Here is a 16,237-nt window from a genome sequence, read left to right as displayed (position 1 = left end):
AATTCGCCGCGACCTCGTTCGGAGCAATCGTTATGCTCGCCCGCACCCCACGTCTCGGTATGAGTTCGCAGACGTCGGAGAAGTCCCTCGAAGAACGGCTCGACCTGTTCATGCGGCGGAACTTCCCCCAAATCGAGATGCACGGCGGCGACGCGGGTATCGAAGCCATCGACGAGGAGACCGGAGAAGTGTGGATTTCCCTCACCGGCGCGTGTTCCGGCTGCGGCATCTCGCCGATGACGATTCAGGCGCTGAAGGCGCGCATGGTCGCCGAGTTCGAGGAGATAGACGCGGTCCACGCCTCGACCGGCGGCTTCTACGACGACGAACCGGGCGCGGGGTTCGAACCCGACGTGTCCGACGCGCCCTTCTGAGCGGCCCTCTGACATCGCTTTTCGACCGAACCGTCCCGACGAGCGACGCCGCCCCAAGCGCGCGCCGCACCGTAGCTCGCCGTGGGAGAAAACTGAGGAACCGAGTCGAGTCGAGCGGACGCCGAGTTACGCGGCGGCTTCGATGATGTCGACGAGGTCCTCTTTGCTCTGGACACCGATGACCTCTTTGACCTGCTCGCCGCCGGCGTAGAACTGCAGGGTCGGAACGCTGCGAATCCCCTGCTCGCGGGCCAGTTCTTGGAGTTCGTCGATGTCGACCTTGGCGACGACGGCGTCGGTCTCCTCGGCGATTTCCTCGACGGTGGGTTCGAGCATCTTACACGGGCCGCACCACTCGGCGTGGTAGTCCACGAGGACGACCGCGTTGTCGGCGATGAGTTCGTCGAGGTGGTCCGAACTCTCGACGTGGACGGGTGCATCGGTTGTCTTCGGAGTGCTCATACCACCACGTATCGGCGCGACACTCTTACCCATTGCGCCTGTTTGCGTGACGGTGCACGACCGCGAAACTCCGTGTTCGCGGCGAAACCGGCCGGATTCGGGGAGCGAGGCTCAGCAGTCGTAGGTCAGGAGCACGCCGTCGTCGACGCGCTCCACGTCGCGGAGCGATAGCCTGGGGAAGTCGGCGACGAAGCCCTCGCCGTCGGCGAGGGTCGGCGCGTCTCGGCCGCCGATGACCATCGAACCGACGTAGAGGGTGAGTTCGTCGACGAGGCTGGCCTCGAACAGCGAGAAGATGAGCTCGCCGCCCCCCTCGACCATGAGCCGCTCGACGCCGCGCGATTCGAGCGCGTCGAAGGCGTCGGGGAGTGACACTCGCTCCGCGCCCGCGACGACGAGTTCGGCCCCGGCCGATTCGAGCGCCTCGCGGCGAGCGTCGGGCGCGGCCTCGGAGACGAGCACGTAGGTCGTCGCCGCGTCGTCCAGAATCCGGGCGTCGGTCGGAGTTCGGGCGCGCGAGTCGGCGACGACGCGCGCGGGGTGGGGCGGGTCGCCGCGGTCCTCGCGGGCGGCGACGAGGTCGGGGTCGTCGAGCGTGAGGTGCGGGTCGTCGGCGAGGACGGTCCCGACGCCGACGGCGACGGCGTCGGCTGCCGCGCGAATCTCGTCCACGCGGGCGAAGTCTTCGTCGCCGCTTATCTTCACCTGCTCGCGGCGGCGAGACGAGAGCTTGCCGTCGAGGCTGGCGGCGGCGTTGACGTGGACGTGCATACTCGCGGGTCGTCACCGCGTCGAAAACGCCTTTCGGTGGGGTGCCGTCGCAGTATTGCCGGACAGGAATTAAATAGGCCTCTGTGGTACATTGTGTCATCTATGACTGCCAAGGTCCTGATGCTGGGGTGGGGGTTTCCGCCGAACGTCAGCGGCGGACTCGACACGCACGTCGGCGAGATGTTCGAGCGACTCGACGACCGCGAGGACGTGGACATCGAACTCGTGCTTCCCGCCGAGTACGCGCCGGACCGCGAGGGAATCGTCGGGGTCCCGACCGGCGAAGGAGACATCATCACCCGAATCGGACGGCTGGGGTCGACGTTCGCCGAGCGCGCCGCCGACGCCGACATCGTCCACACCCACGACTGGTTCGGCTACGGGCCGGGGTCGCGCGCGAAATCGAACAACGAGGACGTGGAGTGGGTGACCACGTTCCACTCGCTTTCGTCCGACCGCAACATCGACCCGCCGCAGCGGGAAGTCGAGACCGAGCGCCGAATCGCCGAGCGCTGTGACCACCTGCTCGCGGTGAGCGAACTCCTCGCCGACAAGGTCAAACGGGAGTACGGCGGCGACTGCCACGTCATCTACAACGGCTTTTCGGAGTGCGAGACGACGGGGCGCGACCTCAAGGAGGAACTCGGCATCGACGGGAAGATGCTGTTTTTCGTCGGCCGGCACACCGACCAGAAGGGCATCTCGCATCTCGTCTACGCGATGGAGAAACTCGCCCGCGACGACGTGACGCTCGTCATGGGCGGGTCGGGGCACCTCACCGCCCAACTCAAGCGCTTCGCCGAACTGCTCGGCGTCGAAGACCGCATCAAGTGGGCCGGCTACGTCCCCGAGGAGGCCCTCGGCGACTACTACGCCTCGGCGGACCTGTTCGTCTCGCCGTCGCTGTCCGAGCCGTTCGGCATCACCATCGTCGAGGCGCTCTCGACCGGCACGCGCGTCGTCGCCACCGAGAGCGGCGCGGCGGAGGTCCTCCCCGAGGACTGCGTTATCGAGGTCGAACCCGACTCGCGCTCTATCGCCGACGGCATCGAGTACGGCCTCTCGCTGGAGGGGAAGCCGGAGTACGAACCGTACACGTGGGACCGCGTCGTCGACGAGACGGTGGAGTACTACCACAGCATCCTCGACGGGGACACCGACGTCTCGGCCGGGGCGGAAAACGAAGTCGAAGCCAGCGACGCGGACGCCGACGAGGCGGACGCGAACTGAGCGGGCGACCCCCGTTCAGCGGAGGAGTCGCACGTCGGTCACCGGCTCGGGGTGGCGAATCCGGTAGCCACCGCGGGTCGGCACCATCCCTTCTCGCGGCATCGTGCCGCGGGCGGACTGATACGGCGAGTCGTCGGTCTGGACCGACTGGTACGGCGAGTCGTACGCCGACTGGTAGGGGCTGTCCGACGACTGGTACGCGCTGTCGGTGGCCGCCTCGGCGTCGAATCCCTCCGGCGGGAGGTAGATTCGCTCGCCGGACGCCGAGCGGACGACGACCGCGGTGTCCTTGTCGCCCTCCATCACGATGGTCGTCCAGCCGTCCTCGATGGTCACGGAGAAGGAGACCTCCTCGTCGTCGGCGTCGGCGTCCGGGGTCTCGTCGTTCGACATACGACTCCAACTGACACGCGAGCACTTAGTGATTCGCCCGCCGGTCGCCGCCCGCACGCCCGGCAACACTTTTTATCCGACGGGGGCGAATCCCGACTCGATGGAACTCGACCAGCACGCCGAGGAGCTTGCCTCCGCCCTCGGTGTCGACAAAGAGGAGGTCAAATCCGACCTGCAGAACCTCCTGCAGTACAGCGTCCCGCTCGACGAGGCGAAACAGAGCGTCCGCCGCAAGCACGGCGGCGGAAGCTCCGGCGGCAGCGACGGCGCGCCCTCGACGAAGCGAATCGCCGACATCGACCCCGACGGCGGCAACGTCTCCGTGACGGTCCGCGTGCTCACCGTGGGCACCCGCTCTATCGTCTATCAGGGCGACGAACAGACCATCCGCGAGGGAGAACTCGCCGACGAGTCCGGCGTCATCTCCTACACCGCGTGGCAGGACTTCGGCTTCGAACCGGGCGACTCCGTCGTCATCGGTAACGCCGGCGTCCGCGAGTGGGACGGGAAGCCCGAACTGAACATCGGTGCGTCCTCGACGGTCGGCGTCGAGTCCGAGACGGTCGAGACGCCCTACGACGACCGCATCGGCGGCGAGGCCGACCTCATCGACCTGCAGGCCGGCGACCGCGGCCGAACCGTCGAGGTCCGCGTCCTCGAAGTCGACTCGCGCACCATCGACGGCCGCAACGGCGAGACGACAATCCTCTCGGGCGTCGTCGCCGACGAGACCGGCCGGCTCCCCTTCACCGACTGGGCCCCCCGCCCCGACGTGAAAGAGGGCGCGAGCCTGCGTCTCTCGGACGTGTACGTCCGGGAGTTCCGAGGCGTGCCGCAGGTGAATCTCTCGGAGTTCACGACGCTCGAGGCCCTCGACGACCCCGTCGCCGTGACGGACTCCGCACCGCGCCTGAAAATCGGCGAGGCCGTCGACGCCGGCGGGATGTTCGACGTGGAAGTGCTCGGCAACGTCCTCGAAGTGCGCGACGGCTCCGGACTCATCGAGCGCTGTCCCAAATGCAGTCGCGTCGTCCAGAACGGCCAGTGCCGACAGCACGGCGAGGTCGACGGCGAGGACGACATGCGCGTGAAGGCGATTCTCGACGACGGAACCGGCACGGTGACCGCCATCCTCGACCGCGACCTCACAGAGGAGATCTACGGCGGGACGATGGCCGACGCGATGGAGGCCGCCCGCGAGGCGATGGACAAGGAGGTCGTCGCCGACGACATCGCCGACACGCTCGTCGGTCGCGAGTACCGCGTCCGCGGGAACCTCTCGGTGGACGAGTACGGCGCGAACCTCGAAGCCGACGAGTTCGAGGAGACCGACGACGACCCGGCCGAACGCGCGGCCGCCCTCCTCACGGAGGTGCGCGCATGAGCGCCTCGCCGGTCGTCGGCACGCGGGAAATCGCCTACCGCGTCTTCGCCGCCGAGTTCGACGACGCCTCGCTTTCGTACTCCGAGAGCGACGAGGAGCGCGCGCCGAACTACGTGGTCACGCCCACCGGCGCGCGACTCAACCGGACGTTCGTCGCGGGCGTGCTCACCGAGGTCGAACACGTCAACGACGAGGTGCTCCGCGGGCGCATCGCGGACCCGACGGGCGCGTTCGTCACCTACGCCGGGCAGTACCAGCCGGAGCCGATGGCCTACCTCGACGCGGCGACGCCCCCGGCGTTCGTCTCGCTCGCGGGCAAGGCCCGGACGTACGAACCGGACGACGCCGACGTGGTTTACTCCTCGGTCCGCCCCGAGAGCGTCAACACCGTCGACGCCGACGTGCGCGACCGCTGGATCGTCTCGGCCGCCGAGGCGACGCTCCGCCGTATCGCGGTGTTCGACGAGGCGCTGTCGATGTCCCACCGCGGCGACGACCTGACTCGCGCGCTCGAAGCGCGCGGCGTGGACTCGACGCTCGCGGAGGGCGTCCCCCGCGCCATCGACCACTACGGGACGACCCGAACCTACCTCGAAGCCCTGCGCGAAGTCGCCGTGCAGGCGCTCGAACTCGTCGCGGGCGACCGCGACCAAGTCGACCCCCTCGACGTCGCCCCCGGCGACGGCGGGGACGCCGTCCTCGGCCCGCTCCCCGAACTCGACCTCGAACCGGCCGCGAGCGTCGATATCGAGGTCGGCGAGGCGGACGCGGACGACGGGGACGAACTCGACGACTCGGAGCCCGACGCGGGCGAGTTCGACGCCGACCCGGACGCCGAGCCGGTCGCTGACGCCGACGCGGAATCCGAGCTCGACGCCGGGGCCGACGCCGACATCGAGTCCGAGCCCGTCGCAGAGCCAGAGACCGACTCCGTCGCGGACGCCGAACCCGAGTCGGAGCCCGCGCCCGACTCGGAACCCGTCGCCGCCGAGGCGACCACCGCGACCGAGAACCAGCCGGCGTCCGAGTCAGAACCGGAGACCGCGCCGTCGACGACAGCTGACGCAGAGCCGGAACCTGCCGCGGAACCCGAATCTGACGCAGAGCCGGAACCCGCGGCGGAACCCGACCTCGCGTCCGACTCGCTCGACGCCGACTCGGAGCCCGACTTCGACGCCGGCTCGGACGACGGCGCGCTCGGCGACTTCGAGGACGACGCCACCGACGCGGAGACGGCCGACGCCGACACCTTCGGCGGCTCCGACGACGGCACGCTCGGCGACTTCGAGGACGGCTTCGACGACCCCGAACCCGAGACGGACGCGTCGGCCGCGGCGGCCGACGAGTCGTCCACCGACGCGGCGACCGACTCCGCGACCACCGACGCCGACGAGTCGGTCGACCCCGACGGGATGTACGAACTCGACGAGGACGAGCGGGCCGAAATCGAGTCCGAGTTCGGCACGGAGTTCACCTCCGGCGCGGACGTCGACCCCGCCGGCGAGGCGGACATCGACGTGCCCGACGCGGACGACCTCACCGAGCAACTCGAATCCGAACCCGTCGCCGACGAACCGGAGCCGGAACCCGCGGCCGACGCCGCCCCGGAACCCGAACCGGCGGTCGACGCCGAACCGGAGTCCGAACCCGAGCCGACGCTCGACGTCGGGTCGGACGACGCCGAGAGCGAGGCCGACGCCGACGAAGCCGCCGAGGACATCGACCTCGAATCGGTCGTCGTGGACGCCATGGACGACCTCGACGACGGCGACGGCGCGTCCCACGACGAGGTCGTCGCGGCCGTCGTCGACGAGTACGGCGCGGACCCCGGCGCGGTCGAAGACGCCATTCAGGAGGCGCTCCTCGGCGGTCGGTGCTACGAGCCGCAGGACGGCGTGCTGAAGGCCATCTGAGGCCGTGCCCGGACCGCTCGTCGAACCGATTCCCGGCCACCCGGCCGCGGTGGCGCGGACGAGCAGACGCGGGTTCCCCGAGCGCTCGCTCGTCGTCGCCGACTACCACGCCGGCATCGAGGCCGGCCTGCGGTACGAACGCGGGGTGGAACTCCCGTCGAAGGCCGCGGTCCGCCGCGAGCGCCTGCTGTCGCTTCTCGACCGGACCGACGCCGACCGACTGGTCGTCCTCGGCGACCTCGGCCACCGCATCGGCGACCCGAAGGGAGACGAGGCCGAGGAACTGCGCGAGTTCGCGGACGCCGTGGCCGACCGCGCCGAACTGACGGTCGTCCCCGGCAACCACGACGGCGGCCTCGCGGCGTTTTTCGGCGACGACGTGGAGGTGACAGACCCCGCGGGCGTCCGCCTCGGCGACGTGGGATTCTGCCACGGCCACACGTGGCCCTCGCGGGAGGTGCTCGCCGCCGACGTGGTCTGTTCGGCTCACGAGCACCCGGCGGTCAGGCTGGAGGACGAGGTCGGCGGCGCGCGGAAAGAGCGCGTCTGGCTCCGCGGCACTCTCGCTCCCGAGGTGTTCGCGGAGCACTACGAGGTCGACCCCGCGGAGGTGACGCGGGCCGACGCCGAACTCGTGGTGTTCCCGGCGTTCAACGACACCTCGGGCGGGACGTGGGTCAACGTCCCCGGTCAGGGATTTCTCTCGCCGTTCCTGCCCGACGGCCTCGCGGACGGGGAAGCCTACCTGCTCGACGGCACGCGGTTGGGCGACTATCGGAACGTCTGAGGGGCCGAAGTCGTCGCGGTCGCCAAACGCGACTTCCCGCTTTTTTCGACTCCTACGCGAAGGCGAACGTGAGAGTGCCGAGGACGAACACGGAGACGGCCGTCACGTTGGCGAGTCGTTGCCAGCCGGTCCACTCGCGGAAGAACTCCGGCACGCCCTCCTCTCGTTCTTGCACGGCGTAGCCGACGAACCAGAGGGTCGTGAGTACCAGCACCGCGGCGAAGACCAGTTGCCACGCCGCGAGGTCGCCTCGCTGATTGCCGAGGACGATAAGGAGATTGCCGCCGGTGAAGCCGGCCTGCGACAGCCAGAACGACCGTTCGGGAGTCACATCACCACCGAGTACAGTTGGAGGGCGACGCCGAACGCGTAGAGCGCTGCGCCAACGACGACGAGGTAGACGAGCGGGCCCCAGTCCGACGGGACCCGAGCGCGGTCGGGGTCGCGGAGGGCGACGACCGACGCGTAGCCGACCACGACGACGCCCGCGGCCGCTGCGGCGGTGTTGATACCCACGTCTCCCGCGGAAACGTCGAGCGCGATATCGACGGCGGCACAGAGACCGAAGACGAGGAACGCGGACCAGTAGACTCGTTTCGGGGACACGCCCGAAATTGATTCACGGGCGACATGAATCTCCCGGTCGGGACCGCCCCGAGCGGTGCGCTTAATCGCTTCGAACCGTAACCTCGGGCGATGCCAGACGGCGAGGCCGCCGCCGGAATGGACGCCTTCGCGACGCTCTCGTCGCCCGTTCGAAACGCGCTCTCGGAGCGCGGATTCACGACGCCCACCGAGCCGCAGCGCCGGGCGATTCCCCCGCTGTCCGACGGGAAACACGGCCTCATCATCGCGCCCACGGGCACCGGCAAGACGGAGACGGCGATGCTGCCGGTGTTTTCGGCCATCGCCGACGCCGAGGACCGATTCGGTATCTCGGCGCTCTACATCACCCCGCTTCGGGCGCTGAACCGCGACATGCGCCAGCGGCTCGACTGGTGGGGCGAACAGCTCGACGTCGACATCGACGTTCGCCACGGCGACACCACGCAGTACCAGCGACAGAAGCAGGCCAACGACCCGCCGGACGTGCTGGTGACGACGCCCGAGACGCTGCAGGCGATGCTCACTGGGAAGAAGTTGCGGACGGCGCTGTCGGACGTGCACCACGTCGTCGTCGACGAGGTCCACGAACTCGCGTCGGCCAAGCGCGGCGCGCAGTTGACAATCGGGTTAGAGCGCCTCCGCGAGTTGGCCGGGCCGTTCCAGCGAATCGGGCTCTCGGCGACGGTCGGGTCGCCCGAGGAGGTCGGGAAGTTCCTGACCGGCGACCGACCGTTCGAGGTCATCGAGGTCGACGTGGACAACCGCGTCGAGTTCGAAGTCGTCCGCCCCGAGGTGACGAACGAGGACGAGGCGCTGGCGGGCAAACTCGCCACCGACCCCGAGATAGCGAGCCACGTCCGGACGATTCGAGACCTCGTCCGCGACCACGAGTCCGTGCTCGTCTTCGTCAACACCAGACAGACCGCGGAGGCGCTCGGCTCGCGGTTCAAGGCGCTCGGCGACCCAATCGAGGTCCACCACGGCTCGCTGTCGAAGGACGTTCGAATCGACGTGGAAGACCGCTTCAAGGCCGGCGAGTTGGACGCGCTCATCTGCACGTCGTCGATGGAACTCGGAATCGACGTGGGTCGGGTGGACCACGTCGTCCAGTACAACAGCCCGCGCGAGGTGTCGCGGCTCCTCCAGCGCGTCGGCCGCGCGGGGCACCGCCTGGGCGTCGTCTCCCGCGGGACCGTCGTCACCGACCACCCCGACGACACGCTCGAAGCGCTCGCCATCGCCCGGCGGGCCGTCTCCGGCGAGGTCGAACCCGCCCGCGTCCACCACGGGAGCCTCGACACCGTCGCTAACCAAATCGTCGGCGTCGTCATGGACTACGGCGACGTGTCGGCCCGTCGCGCCTACGAGATTATCACGCGGGCGTACCCCTTCCGCGACCTCGCCGAGGACGACTTCCGCGCCGTCGTCCGCGAACTCTCGGGGAACCGCCTCCTCTGGCTCGACGAGGACAAGGACCTCCTCGAGAAGTCCGGCGGCACGTGGCAGTACTTCTACGCCAACCTCTCGATGATTCCCGACGAGGAGACCTACGACGTTCACGACATCTCCTCGCGCCGGCAGATAGGGACGCTCGACGAGAAGTTCGTCCTCAACTTCGCCTCGCCGGGCGCGACGTTCATCCAGCGCGGCGAGATGTGGCGCGTCAACGACGTGGACGAGGAGGAGGCGCGAGTGAACGTCTCGCCCATCGAGGACCCCGGCGGCGAGGTGCCGTCGTGGGTCGGCTCGGAGATTCCGGTGCCCGCGCCGGTCGCCGGCGAGGTGGGCGAACTCCGCGACGTGGCCGCGCCGCAGTTCGAGTCCGGGGCCGACCGCGAGGCCGTCGCCCGCGACATCGCCATGCGCTATCCGACCGACGAGGCCACGGTCCGCTCGGCGCTCGGCCCCATCGAGAGACAGGTCGAAGCCGACGCACCGATTCCGACGGCGAACAGGCTCGTCCTCGAAGGCTCGCCCCGGAAGGTGACGCTGAACTCGCCGTACGGCCACCGGGTGAACGAGACGCTCGGTCGGCTCCTGTCGGCGCTCATCGGCCAGCGGACCGGCTCCTCGGTCGGCATGGAGGTCGACCCCTACCGCGTCGAGTTCGACGTGCCCGGGAAGGTCCGCCCGACGACGTTCGCCGAGGTGCTCCGCGAGACCGACCCCGACCACGTCGAGGCGCTGCTCGAACTCGCGCTCAAGCGATCGGACTCGCTGAAGTTCACGCTCGCGCAGGTGGCCGCGAAGTTCGGCGCGCTCAAGCGCTATCAGGGCAAGGGCCGCTTCGGCGGCGACCGACTCCTCGCCGCGCTGGAGGACACGCCCGTCTACGACGAGGCCGTCCGCGAGGTGTTCCACACCGACCTCGCCGTCGAGGAGACGGTCGAACTGCTCCGGCGCGTCCGCGAGGGCGACGTGGAACTCGCCGTCGCCCGCGAACCCACCGCCATCGGCACCGGCGGCCGCGGGTCGGGAACCGACCTGCTCGTCCCCGAGAACGCCGACGCGAGCGTCATCGAGACGGTTCGGGACCGGATTCAGAACGACCGCGTGCTGTTGGCGTGTCTCCACTGCAAGGACTGGACTCGAAAGACGAAGGTAAAGCGCGTCCGCGACCCCGTGGAGTGCCCCGAGTGCGGCGCGACCCGCGTCGCCGCGCTCAATCCGTGGGACGACGAGGCGGTGAAAGCGGTCCGCGCGCCGGAGAAAGACGACGAACAGGAGCGGCTGACGAAGCGGGCGTACCGCTCGGCGAGTCTGGTGCAGGCCCACGGCAAGCGGGCGGTCGTCGCGCTCGCGGCCCGCGGGGTCGGCCCGCACAACGCCGCGCGCATCATCAACAAGCTCCGCGAGGACGAAGACGACTTCTACCGCGACATCCTCGAACGGGAGCGCGAGTACGCCCGAACCCAGTCGTTCTGGGACTGACGGGGCGGATTCCGGTTCGCCCGCTTACTCCTCGATGGCCCACTCGTCGAGAATCTCGGTCGTCGCGGCCGCCAGCGCCTCGAAGTCCTGCATCGAGATGCCGTCGGTCGTGACGAAGACGCCGAAGTCCTCGACGGTGATGCGGACGAGGTAGCCGTTTTCGAACACGCGAATCGTGTACTCGTAGTCGCCGAGTTCGGAGCCGCGGTAGGCGTCCTGGGTCATCTTGAAGTCGTGCCACTCGTTGCCGATAAAGGAGTTCAGGTCGGCCTCCTGTTCGAGGTCCTCGCGGAGGTACACCTGCACGTAGTCGAAGCGGCTGAAGTACGTGAGCGACCGGAGGCTGTCGCCGACGGCCGTGCGGCAGACGGTGACGAGCTTTTCTTTTGCTTCCTCGGGGAGGAGATTGGACATCGCTTCAGCCTGCGCGAGCGAGCGCCAAATAGGCGGCGGCTTCGGCAGCGGGCGGGTGGGAGCTGAGACGCGCCGGTCGGTCCGTGACGCCGCTATTCCGACGCGTAGGCGTCCCGGTAGTCGCGCTCGCGCCGGATGAGCTCCTCGACGCCGTGTTCGAGGATGTCGGAGCCGAGCGACGTGGCGCGGTAGTACGAAAACAGCCCCTCGTCGTCGGCCTGCGACCGTTTTCGCTTCTCGACCAACCCGGCGTCGACGAGTTTGTTGAGGTGGTAGTGGAGCGTGTTCGCCTGCACGTCGAGCGCCTCGGCCAGCGCTTTCGGGCTTCGCTCGCCGAAGTGGACCAGTCGGTACAGCAGGGTGAAGCGCGTCCGGTCGCCGAGTGCGGCCTGCATGTCGAGGTACTCGTCCAGCGTGAGGACGCTCGTCGGCGGCAGCAACTCGGCGGGGTCCTCGGGCAGCCCGTCCGAATCGACCGGGTCGTTCGTCGCCATCTCGGTTCGCTAGACGGAGCGTATCGATTTAACGGTTCTTGAGTCGAACTTCGCTGAAAAATCCGAATTTTATATACTACCGTGCGGTACGTGTGTCCATGACGGACGCCATCTCGCGCGACGAGATACGGGCGGCGCTCGGGCGGACGACCTACGACCGGTTTCTCGTCTACGTGATGGGTCCGTACAAGTCGTTCAACCTCAACTACGTCCTCTCGGAGGAGGAACTCGCCGCCATCGACATCGAGGACCTCCCCGGACCGATTCGAAAGCTGTTCGCCGCGCGAGACGAGGTCGACGACGCGCTCGCGCTCCTCCGACGGGTGCAAGGGAGCCTCCGCGCGGACCCGGGCGTCAACGCCTTTCTCGCCGTCGACGCGGACCTCAGCACCGACGAGGTGGACGCCGCCACGCAGTCGCTCGCGTTCGCCGAGGCGAGCAACGCCACCGTGTTCGTGCTGCCGTTTCTCGGCCACAACTTCGGCGTCGGCGAGGAGGCGGGGTCGATACTCGAACGGCTCTCCGAGACGCACGGCGACAGAATCGTCTTCGTCCACGAAGCGACGGTCACGAGCGAGATGATTCGCGCGGCGCGCGCCCGCTGGGACCTCCGCGTCGAGACCTACGACACCGAAGCGGAGCTACACAAGCGCATCCGACTGTTCGTCGCGGACGTGATGAACCGCGAGCTACACGGCGACTTGGACCGGCTGGACTGACGCTCTCGCCGGTTCATGGTGAGTGCTATCTAGCAGCACATTAACTATAGTTTACACGAGGGCGACGAACGACTCGTCATGCCCGACGACGCCCTCGGACTGGCGATGTTGGACCGGGTTCGCGGCTGTCTGCGCGCCCCGTGCGTCTACCGCGCCGGCGACGACGCCCGCGGTACTGTCGGCGACGCGCACGTCTACGAGAACTATCTCGTCCCGTCGGAGCGGTGGCCCGCCGCGAAGCGCGAGTTCGTCGACTCGCTTCGGACGCCCGTCCTCGACGTGGGGTGCGGGGCGGGCCAGCACGCCCTCGCCGTACAGGGGCGCGGCGACGTCGTCGCCTTCGACGTGAGCCCGAACGCGGTTCGCGCGGCCCGCGAGCGCGGCGTCGAGGCGGCGGTCGTCGGCGACATGTTCGACCCGCCGGTCGAGGCGAGTCGGGCGGGGTTGCCGGCAGGAGGCTTCGAGACGGTCCTCGCCAACGGGACGCAGGTCGGACTCGCGGGCTCGCTGGACCGACTCGCCGACCTCCTCGCGTCGTTTGCCGACCTCGTTTCGTCCGCCGGCGAGGTCGTCGTCGACTCGTACGACCCGACGCGCATCGACCCCGAGCGCTTTTTCGGCTACCGGTCGGACCCGCGAGAAGGCGTCGCCCGACGGTCGTTCCGCGTCGAGTACGGCGACCTCCGCGGGCCGACGCTCGACTTCGTTCTCGTCTCGCCGGCCCGACTCCGGGCGGTCGCTACCGAGGCGGGCCTCGACGTGCGCGAGGTGACCGTCCCGAACGCAGAATCGAGTTACTACCGAGCGCGACTGGCGTGAGCCGGCGCGGTCGCTGCGGCACTTCGCGGTGGCACTTCGGGGCGAGGCCGTCGCCGGCCGTCCCTTCCCACGCGCTACGGCCTACTCCCAGCGGTTGGTCGCCTCGTTGCGCCGCGGGAGGAACGGAAGCAAGAGTGCGACGGCGAAGACGATGCCCGCGATGGCGAGGTACTCGGGCGACCCGAGGACGACCGCGACGAGCGAGAACACCGACGCCTCGCCGTCGGCGACGGCCGAGACCGCGTTCGGGTCGTTGTTCAATAACACGAGAAACATGAATATCGCCTCGGCGAACGCGACTCGAAGGCCGGCTTTCGTGACCCACCACGTCGCGGAGAGCGGGCCGCCGGTGAGCGCGTCCCACTCCCGACGGACCTTCCGCCGCCACGCCGCGTTCACGACACACCTCTGTTGCGAGTGAACATGGGACACAGTACGCGGCGAAACGAGATAATCTCGCAGGTGGAGTGACGCGGGCGTCCCCCGCGGTCGCCGCCCGTCAGACCCGTGTCGGCGAGACCGATTCCAGCGCCGCGTCGAAGTGCGCGCGGGTGATGCGCACCTCGTCGGCGTGGTCGTTCGCCTCGGTGCCCTCGTAGGCGTCGGCCACGTCCTGAATCGCCCGGAGCGCGGCCTCGCGGCAGACCGCGGCCACGTCGGCCCCGGTGTAGCCGTCCATGTGGGCGGCCACGTCGCCGAGGTCCACGTCGGTGCCGAGCGGCTTGTCGCGGACGTGCACGTCGAGGATGGCGCGGCGCGCCTCGATGTCGGGGGCGGGGACCTCGACGTGGGTCTCCAGCCGACCGGGGCGGAGGAGCGCGGGGTCGAGCGCGTCCCGGCGGTTCGTCGCCGCGAGGACGACGAGGTTCGGGTTGTCGGCGGCGTTGTCCATCTCCGTCAGGAGCTGGGAGACGACGCGCTCGGTGACGCCCGAGTCCGACCCGGCGCTGTCGCGGTCGGTTGCGATGGCGTCTATCTCGTCGAAGAAGACGATGCTCGGGGCGGCCTGTCGGGCGCGGTCGAACACCTCGCGGACGGACTTCTCGGACTCGCCGACGTAGCGGTCCAGCAGTTCGGGGCCGGCGACGTGGATGAAGTTGACGCCGCTTTCGGCCGCGATGGCGCGGGCGAGCATCGTCTTGCCCGTCCCCGGTGGACCGTGCAGGAGTATGCCGGTCGGCGGGTCGGTCGAGGCCGCCTCGAACAGCGGCGCGTAGGTCAGCGGCCACGTCACCGCCCGTTCGAGCGTCCGCTTCACGTCGTCGAGGCCGCCGACGCCCTCGAAGCCCTCGGTCGGCTGTTCGGCGACGTACTCGCGCATCGCCGAGGGTTCGACCGTCGCCATCGCCGACTCGAAGTCGGCGCGCGTGACGGTCATGTCCGCGACGGCGACCTTCCCGCCACCGTCCCCGCTTCCGCCCCCGCCCTCGCGGCGGACGCGCCGGAGCGCGGTCATCGCGGCCTCCTTGGCCAGCGATTCGAGGTCGGCACCGACGAAGCCGTGGGTTCGGGAGGCCAGTCGGTCGATGTCCACGCCCTCGGCGAGGGGCATCCGCCGGGTGTGCACGTCGAGAATCTCGCGGCGGCCCGCCTCGTTCGGGACGCCGATTTCGATTTCGCGGTCGAAGCGCCCGCCGCGGCGGAGCGCCGGGTCGAGGCTGTCGACGCGGTTGGTCGCGCCGATGACGACCACGTCGCCGCGGGCGTCGAGTCCGTCCATGAGCGACAGCAGTTGGCCGACGACGCGGTTCTCGAGGTCGCCGCCGTCGTCGCGCTTCGACGCGATGGAGTCGATTTCGTCGAAGAAGATGATGGCCGGCGCGTTCTCGCGGGCCGACTGGAACACCTCGCGGAGTTTCTCTTCGGACTCGCCTTTGTACTTCGAGAGCACCTCCGGGCCCGAAATCGTGGTGAAACTCGCGTCGACCTCGTTGGCGACGGCCTTCGCGATGAGGGTCTTCCCGGTGCCCGGCGGGCCGTGTAAGAGGACGCCCTTCGGCGGCTCGATGCCGAGATGGGCGAACACCTCGGGTTCGGACAGCGGGAGCTCTATCATCTCGCGGACGAGGTCGAGCTCGTCGTCGAGGCCGCCGATGTCCTCGTAGGTGACGCCTGTCGCCCGGCCGCGGCTCCCGGCGTCGCCGCCGTCGCCGCCGGTCACGCTCTTGACGGCGTCGCGGACGGTCTCGCTCGCGCCCTTCGAACTCGTCGCCGTCACGGAGACCGCCGTCGCGTCGGTGACGCGGACCACGCCCTCAGGCTTCGTCTCGCTGACGACGAGGGCGGCCCCGCCGAGTCGCTCGACGCGGACGCGGTCGCCCTCGCGGAGCGGCCGGTTCCGAAGCTCCGCCTTCACGACCTCCTCGATGGTCTCGCGGTCCACGCTGGTCCGCTCGAAGGCGCTGGGTCCGGCGAGCGTCACCGAGCGCGCGTCCTCGACGGCTATCTTCCTGACGCGGACGCTGTCGCCGATTTTCACGCCGGCGTTGGCCCGCGTGTCGGCGTCGACGAGCATCTCGCCCGCCGCCGCGCCGGGGCGGGCGGGCCACATCTTCGCGACCGTCTCTCGGGACCCCTCGATGACGACCGTCTCGCCGCTGAGCACGCCGAGTTCACGGCGGGCGGCCTCGGGGAGGCGGGCGATGCCGCGGCCCGCGTCGCGTTTCTCCGCGGCGCGGACGACGAGCGTCACCCCATCTTCTGACATACCCCCCGGTTCGGCCGCTCGACCCTTGAGGGTTCGCCCGGAGTAACCGTTTTCCGGGACGGCGCGGTAACAATACGCATGGTTGCCACGACGGAGAAAGACGGTGCGACGTGGTACCGATGCGAAGAGTGCGGGATGCTGTTCGACGTGGAGCCCGACGCCGAGGCCCACGAGGAGAACTGCGACACGGACAGCCCGTCGTACTTGCAGTAGCGGCGCGCGGCGGGTGCGAG

The 16,237-nt window shown here is 69.2% G+C and carries 18 protein-coding genes; 9 read left to right on the top strand and 9 right to left on the bottom strand.

What is annotated here, in order from left to right:
* Positions 1-59: 59 nt before the first annotated feature.
* Positions 60-374, top strand: coding sequence for a NifU family protein (locus tag ABY42_RS06575; RefSeq protein ID WP_004043595.1), 315 nt, complete (start codon positions 60-62; stop codon positions 372-374).
* Positions 375-500: 126 nt separating this feature from the next.
* On the opposite strand, the gene trxA is transcribed toward ABY42_RS06575, so the two are convergent.
* Both trxA and ABY42_RS06565 read right to left on the bottom strand, forming a co-directional pair.
* A complete protein-coding gene (gene trxA, locus ABY42_RS06570) occupies positions 501-836 on the bottom strand; it encodes a thioredoxin (protein ID WP_004977180.1) in 336 nt (111 codons plus the stop codon).
* A gap of 111 nt (positions 837-947) precedes the next feature.
* The gene (locus ABY42_RS06565; protein ID WP_050459002.1) at positions 948-1,607 is read right to left on the bottom strand and encodes a 2,5-diamino-6-(ribosylamino)-4(3H)-pyrimidinone 5'-phosphate reductase; all 660 of its coding nucleotides are present in this window, start codon (positions 1,605-1,607) and stop codon (positions 948-950) included.
* Positions 1,608-1,727: 120 nt separating this feature from the next.
* Between ABY42_RS06565 and ABY42_RS06560 the strand changes: the two genes are divergently transcribed.
* Entirely contained in the window at positions 1,728-2,837 is a 1,110-nt protein-coding gene (locus ABY42_RS06560) for a glycosyltransferase family 4 protein (RefSeq protein WP_050459001.1), read from the top strand.
* A 15-nt stretch (positions 2,838-2,852) separates the two neighbouring features.
* Here ABY42_RS06560 and ABY42_RS06555 read toward each other — a convergent pair whose 3' ends face one another.
* The gene (locus ABY42_RS06555; RefSeq protein WP_004977185.1) at positions 2,853-3,230 is read right to left on the bottom strand and encodes a DUF7510 family protein; all 378 of its coding nucleotides are present in this window, start codon (positions 3,228-3,230) and stop codon (positions 2,853-2,855) included.
* Between the two features lie 100 nt (positions 3,231-3,330).
* Here ABY42_RS06555 and ABY42_RS06550 point away from each other — a divergent pair, with 100 nt between their 5' ends.
* The 3 genes from ABY42_RS06550 to ABY42_RS06540 are packed head-to-tail and all read left to right on the top strand — an operon-like array spanning position 3,331 to position 7,314.
* Positions 3,331-4,614 carry a Single-stranded DNA binding protein gene (locus ABY42_RS06550; RefSeq protein WP_050459000.1) on the top strand — a complete coding sequence of 428 codons (1,284 nt, stop codon included), beginning with the start codon at positions 3,331-3,333 and terminating at the stop codon, positions 4,612-4,614.
* Positions 4,611-6,527 (top strand): rpa-associated protein, encoded by a 1,917-nt coding sequence (locus tag ABY42_RS06545; RefSeq protein ID WP_050458999.1) that lies wholly within the window; start codon positions 4,611-4,613, stop codon positions 6,525-6,527. The genes ABY42_RS06550 and ABY42_RS06545 overlap by 4 nt, the downstream gene beginning before the upstream one ends.
* Positions 6,528-6,531: 4 nt before the next feature.
* Entirely contained in the window at positions 6,532-7,314 is a 783-nt protein-coding gene (locus tag ABY42_RS06540; RefSeq protein WP_050458998.1) for a metallophosphoesterase, read from the top strand.
* Between the two features lie 52 nt (positions 7,315-7,366).
* Here ABY42_RS06540 and ABY42_RS06535 read toward each other — a convergent pair whose 3' ends face one another.
* Together ABY42_RS06535 and ABY42_RS06530 are read right to left on the bottom strand one after the other, a co-directional pair.
* A complete protein-coding gene (locus ABY42_RS06535) occupies positions 7,367-7,645 on the bottom strand; it encodes a hypothetical protein (protein ID WP_050458997.1) in 279 nt (92 codons plus the stop codon).
* Complete coding sequence (locus ABY42_RS06530; protein ID WP_050458996.1) at positions 7,642-7,920, bottom strand: hypothetical protein; 279 nt, start codon at positions 7,918-7,920, stop codon at positions 7,642-7,644. The genes ABY42_RS06535 and ABY42_RS06530 overlap by 4 nt, the downstream gene beginning before the upstream one ends.
* A 90-nt stretch (positions 7,921-8,010) precedes the next feature.
* On the opposite strand from ABY42_RS06530, the gene ABY42_RS06525 reads away from it, so the two are divergent.
* Positions 8,011-10,851, top strand: coding sequence for a DEAD/DEAH box helicase (locus ABY42_RS06525; protein ID WP_050458995.1), 2,841 nt, complete (start codon positions 8,011-8,013; stop codon positions 10,849-10,851).
* A 24-nt stretch (positions 10,852-10,875) separates the two neighbouring features.
* Here ABY42_RS06525 and ABY42_RS06520 read toward each other — a convergent pair whose 3' ends face one another.
* On the bottom strand, positions 10,876-11,265 hold the full coding sequence (locus ABY42_RS06520) for a DUF7522 family protein (protein WP_004977200.1): 390 nt from the start codon (positions 11,263-11,265) through the stop codon (positions 10,876-10,878).
* A 92-nt stretch (positions 11,266-11,357) separates the two neighbouring features.
* Complete coding sequence (locus ABY42_RS06515; protein WP_004977202.1) at positions 11,358-11,759, bottom strand: ArsR/SmtB family transcription factor; 402 nt, start codon at positions 11,757-11,759, stop codon at positions 11,358-11,360.
* A gap of 98 nt (positions 11,760-11,857) precedes the next feature.
* Here ABY42_RS06515 and ABY42_RS06510 point away from each other — a divergent pair, with 98 nt between their 5' ends.
* The gene (locus ABY42_RS06510) at positions 11,858-12,478 is read left to right on the top strand and encodes a DUF7509 family protein (protein WP_004977204.1); all 621 of its coding nucleotides are present in this window, start codon (positions 11,858-11,860) and stop codon (positions 12,476-12,478) included.
* A gap of 78 nt (positions 12,479-12,556) precedes the next feature.
* Positions 12,557-13,297, top strand: coding sequence for a class I SAM-dependent methyltransferase (locus ABY42_RS06505; RefSeq protein ID WP_050458994.1), 741 nt, complete (start codon positions 12,557-12,559; stop codon positions 13,295-13,297).
* A gap of 81 nt (positions 13,298-13,378) precedes the next feature.
* Here the strand turns inward: ABY42_RS06505 and ABY42_RS06500 are convergent, their stop codons facing one another.
* Positions 13,379-13,696, bottom strand: a complete 318-nt coding sequence (locus ABY42_RS06500; protein WP_004977208.1) for a hypothetical protein — start codon at positions 13,694-13,696, stop codon at positions 13,379-13,381.
* A 100-nt stretch (positions 13,697-13,796) separates the two neighbouring features.
* The gene (locus ABY42_RS06495) at positions 13,797-16,004 is read right to left on the bottom strand and encodes a CDC48 family AAA ATPase (protein ID WP_050458993.1); all 2,208 of its coding nucleotides are present in this window, start codon (positions 16,002-16,004) and stop codon (positions 13,797-13,799) included.
* A gap of 78 nt (positions 16,005-16,082) precedes the next feature.
* Between ABY42_RS06495 and ABY42_RS20075 the strand changes: the two genes are divergently transcribed.
* Entirely contained in the window at positions 16,083-16,217 is a 135-nt protein-coding gene (locus ABY42_RS20075) for a DUF7128 family protein (protein WP_004977212.1), read from the top strand.
* The last annotated feature ends 20 nt before the right edge of the window (positions 16,218-16,237 follow it).

Source organism: Haloferax gibbonsii (genome assembly GCF_001190965.1).
Lineage (GTDB): Archaea > Halobacteriota > Halobacteria > Halobacteriales > Haloferacaceae > Haloferax > Haloferax gibbonsii.
Note: the sequence above shows the minus strand (reverse complement) of the source record. Positions and strands in the feature narration are given on the sequence as shown.